This window comes from Methyloceanibacter sp., assembly GCF_035650995.1.
GTDB lineage: Bacteria > Pseudomonadota > Alphaproteobacteria > Rhizobiales > Methyloligellaceae > Methyloceanibacter.
In genome coordinates this window covers 1-3,956 of record NZ_DASRGO010000202.1, presented here as the reverse complement: position 1 = coordinate 3,956, position 3,956 = coordinate 1, and the positions used below count along the sequence as shown (strand labels likewise).

The window sequence follows — 3,956 nt, the reverse complement described above, 5'->3', positions numbered from 1 at the left end:
CCGGCATGGGCCCCGGCGCGAACACGCGCTTCTCGTCGAACACGCCGTAATTCGGCAGGTTGTTCTTGTAGCGCACCGTCTCGATGCGGCCGTGATCGAGCAGAGCGACCGCGTTGTAGACGAAGGGCGGCTCCCCCCAGGGGAGTCCGACGAGGACGGCGGGACCGCCGTCCGCCGTATCGCGCGCGAACTCTTCGCACGCGGCGTGCGCCGCCTGCTGCAACGCGGGCTTCAGCGCGAGATCCTCGATCGGGTAGCCGGTGAGATACAGCTCGCTGAACGCGATCAGGTCGGCGCCTGACGCAGCGGCGGAGGCGCGCGCGGCTCTCGCCTTCGCGAGGTTGCCCTCGAGATCGCCCACGACGGGATTGAGCTGCGCCAGAGCGAGCTTGAATGTGTCCTTGATCCGATCCGCCATGACTGAATTTAGTCTGAATGCATCCTAACGGAACTCGTCATGGCCGGGCGTGTCCCGGCCATCCATGTCTCTCCTGTAAGAAAATTCGTGGAGCCCGGCACTTTCGGCCGGGCATGACGAGCCAATTGACTCACTCGCCGGCGACGATGGAGAACTCGGGCTCGGGCCGGCCTTCCCGCTCGCGCTTCAACCGCTCGGCCATGATGAAGGCAAGCTCGAGCGATTGGTCGGCGTTGAGCCTCGGATCGCAATGGGTGTGATAGCGGTCCGAGAGATCCGTCTCGGTCACCGCCTTGGCGCCGCCCACGCACTCCGTCACGTTCTGCCCGGTCATCTCGATATGGATGCCGCCGGCGTGCGTTCCTTCCGCCCGGTGGATGTCGAAGAAGGTTTCCACCTCCTTGAGGATCAAATCGAAGGGCCGCGTCTTGTAATCGCCTCCCGCCTTGATGGTGTTGCCGTGCATCGGATCGCAGGCCCACACCACGGCGCGGCCTTCGCGCTTCACGGCCCGGATCAGAGCCGGCAGGTGCTTGCCGATCTTCTCCGCGCCGAAACGCGAAATGAGCGTGAGCCTGCCCGGCTCGTTCTGCGGGTTGAGCACGTCGATCAGCTTGATCAGCTCGTCGGCCGAGAGGCCGGGTCCGACCTTGGCCCCGACCGGGTTCTTGATGCCGCGCAGATACTCGATGTGCGCATGGTCGAGCTGGCGCGTGCGGTCGCCGACCCACAGCATATGACCCGAGGTCGCGTACCAGTCGCCCGAGGTTGAGTCGATGCGGGTGAAGGCCTGCTCGTAGCCGAGCAGGAGCGCCTCGTGACTGGTATAGAAGCTCGTGGTTCTGAGCTGCGGCGTGTTATCCGGCATGAGCCCGCAGGCGCGCATGAAGCGCAACGTCTCGGCGATATGCTCGGCGAGCTCCTCGTAGCGATGGCCGGCCGGGCTGTCCTTGACGAAGCCGAGATTCCAGCGATGCACATGCTCGAGATTGGCGTAGCCGCCTTGCGCGAAGGCGCGCACCAGATTGAGCGTCGCCGCCGACTGGCGGTAGGCCATGAGCATGCGCTGCGGGTCCGGCATCCGCGCGGCCTCCGTGAACTCGGGGCCATTGACGATGTCGCCGCGATAGCTCGGCAGCTCCTTGCCGTTTCTCGTCTCGGTCGGGCTCGACCGCGGTTTGGCGAACTGTCCGGCGAGCCGTCCGACCTTCACCACCGGCGAGCCGCCGGCATAGGTCAGCACCACCGCCATTTGCAGGAACACGCGGAAGAAGTCGCGGATCGCGTCCGCCCGATGCTCGGCGAAACTCTCCGCGCAGTCCCCGCCCTGAAGCAGGAAAGCCTCGCCCGCGGCGACGCGGGCGAGCTTGGCCTTGAGCTCCCGCGCCTCCCCGGCAAAGACGAGCGGCGGGAAGGTCGCGAGCTGCGTCTCGACTTCAGCGAGGGCGGCCTGGTCTGGATAGACCGGGACCTGATCGATCGGTTTGGCGCGCCAGCTATCGGGACTCCACCGGGCTGCCATTTGCGGCTCTCCTTAACGAAAGTGAACGCTATATAGGCGATCGGCCGAACCCTGGCTAGGCGGCCGCTCGATTGCCTCTGCCGCCAGAACCATGCCACATAAGCGTTAAGAGCGGGGGAAGGGAGCGGCGGCATGGATCCCCGGCATCTCGAGCACGGCCATGGGCCGCGCGACATCGCCAAGCGGCTCAAGCGGGGCCCCCACGTCAGCTATCTGCGCGACTGGGTCTATGGCGGCATCGACGGCACGGTGACCACTTTCGCGGTGGTGGCCGGCGTCGTCGGCGCCGAGCTTTCGACCAAGGCTCTGCTCATTCTCGGCGCTGCCAATCTATTCGCCGACGGCTTCTCCATGGCGGCCGCGAACTTCACCGGCACCAGGGCCGAGATCGAGGAATACGAGAAGGTCCGGCAGATGGAAGAGCGCCACGTGAAGCTTGCTCCAGACGGCGAACGCGAGGAGATCCGGCAGATCTTCAAGGCCAAGGGCTTCACCGGCAGCGCGCTCGAGAGCGCCGTCGACGTGATCACCTCGAAACGGAAGCGATGGATCGAGACCATGATGACCGAGGAGCATGGGCTGCCTCCGATCACCCGCTCGCCGGGCAGGGCGGCCATCATGACGTTCCTCGCCTTCATTGCCTGCGGCTCGATCCCGCTGCTCCCCTTCATCGCCGGCGTGCCCGCCTCGATCTGGGCTTCGACGGCGATGACCGGCTTCACCTTCTTTGCCATCGGTTCGCTCAGAAGCTATTGGTCTCCGGCGCCCTGGTGGCGGGCCGGGATCGAAACGTTCCTGATCGGCATTACCGCCGCGGCCATCGCCTACGCCGTCGGCGTGCTTCTCGCCGGCCTCGCCTAGTCGAATAGCGTGGTTTCATACCCCCCCCCGCAGGGAGGTCGGCGCGCTTCAGCCCTCAAGCAACGGAGCGGTAGCGCATCGAGAAAGCGCGCGGGTGGAGATATGCCGCAGACTCACCCCACCCGGCTCGGCCTTTGGCCGAGTCACCCTCCCCATCAACGGGAGGCATAAAGAGAAAGTCGGCGCCGCTATCCGCACCCGAAGACTTGTGCCACGATGCGCCGCCATGGCCATCAGGGAACCGAGCTTCACCGTTGGCATCGAGGAGGAATATCTCCTCATCGACAAGGACACGCGCGACCTCGCCCAGGAGCCGCCGGCCGAGCTGATGACGAAGTGCGAGGAGGCGCTGCGTGGCCAGGTCAGCCCCGAGTTCCTGCGCTCGCAGATCGAGGTCGGCACGCGCGTCTGCCGTTCGATGCAGGAGGCGCGCGACCAGCTCGCGCTTCTTCGCGGCACGGTCGGCCGCATCGCCGGCGAGTTCGGCCTCGCTCCCCTCGCCGCATCGACCCACCCCTTCGCCACATGGTCGAGCCAGCAACACACCGACAAGGAACGCTACAACGTGATCGCCCGCGACCTCCAGCAGGTCGGGCGGAGACTCGTCATTTGCGGCATGCACGTTCATGTCGGCGTCGAGGACGACGATCTCAGGATCGATCTTCTCGGTCAGGCGGCTTACTTTCTGCCGCATCTGCTTGCGCTCTCGACCTCGTCGCCCTTCTGGCAAGGCGCGCAGACGGGCCTGAAGTCCTACCGGCTCTCCGTGTTCGACGAGCTGCCGCGCACGGGCATGCCGCATCAATTCGCGAGCTGGAGCGAATATGAGCGCGCCATCGAATTGCTGGTGAGTGCCGGGCTGATCGAGGACGCGACCAAGATCTGGTGGGACCTGCGTCCCTCGGCGCGCTTCCCGACGCTCGAGATGCGCATCACCGACGTCTGTCCCCTGATCGAGGACGGCATCGCCATTGCCGCGCTCTATCGCTGCATCCTCAGGCTTCTCTATCGCCTGCGGCGGCAGAACCAGCGCTGGCGCCACTACCCGCCGTTCCTCATACGCGAGAACAGGTGGCGAGCGCAGCGCTATGGCGTCGAGCAGGGCCTGGTCGATTTCGGCAAAGGCGCGGTCGTGCCCTTCCCCGTTCTGCTCGA

Annotated in this window: 4 protein-coding genes; 2 read left to right on the top strand and 2 right to left on the bottom strand. The window is 65.7% G+C overall.

The annotated features are described in order from the left end of the window. Positions 1 to 418: nitrilase-related carbon-nitrogen hydrolase (locus VFB18_RS15215; RefSeq protein ID WP_324977203.1), on the bottom strand; the 418-nt coding region annotated here is incomplete at its 3' end. Between the two features lie 130 nt (positions 419 to 548). Beyond that, positions 549 to 1,940, bottom strand: a complete 1,392-nt coding sequence (locus VFB18_RS15210; RefSeq protein ID WP_324977199.1) for a class II 3-deoxy-7-phosphoheptulonate synthase — start codon at positions 1,938 to 1,940, stop codon at positions 549 to 551. A gap of 132 nt (positions 1,941 to 2,072) precedes the next feature. On the opposite strand from VFB18_RS15210, the gene VFB18_RS15205 reads away from it, so the two are divergent. Continuing rightward, positions 2,073 to 2,801 (top strand): VIT1/CCC1 transporter family protein, encoded by a 729-nt coding sequence (locus VFB18_RS15205; RefSeq protein ID WP_324977196.1) that lies wholly within the window; start codon positions 2,073 to 2,075, stop codon positions 2,799 to 2,801. A 226-nt stretch (positions 2,802 to 3,027) separates the two neighbouring features. Continuing rightward, on the top strand, positions 3,028 to 3,956 hold a 929-nt coding region (locus VFB18_RS15200; protein WP_324977194.1), incomplete at its 3' end, for a carboxylate-amine ligase.

What these genes read in the sequence shown, in the direction of transcription:
- VFB18_RS15210 (WP_324977199.1), bottom strand. Translation starts at nt 1,940, where the DNA reads ATGGCAGCCCGGTGGAGTCCCGATAGCTGGCGCGCCAAACCGATCGAT.
- VFB18_RS15205 (WP_324977196.1), top strand. Translation starts at nt 2,073, where the DNA reads ATGGATCCCCGGCATCTCGAGCACGGCCATGGGCCGCGCGACATCGCC.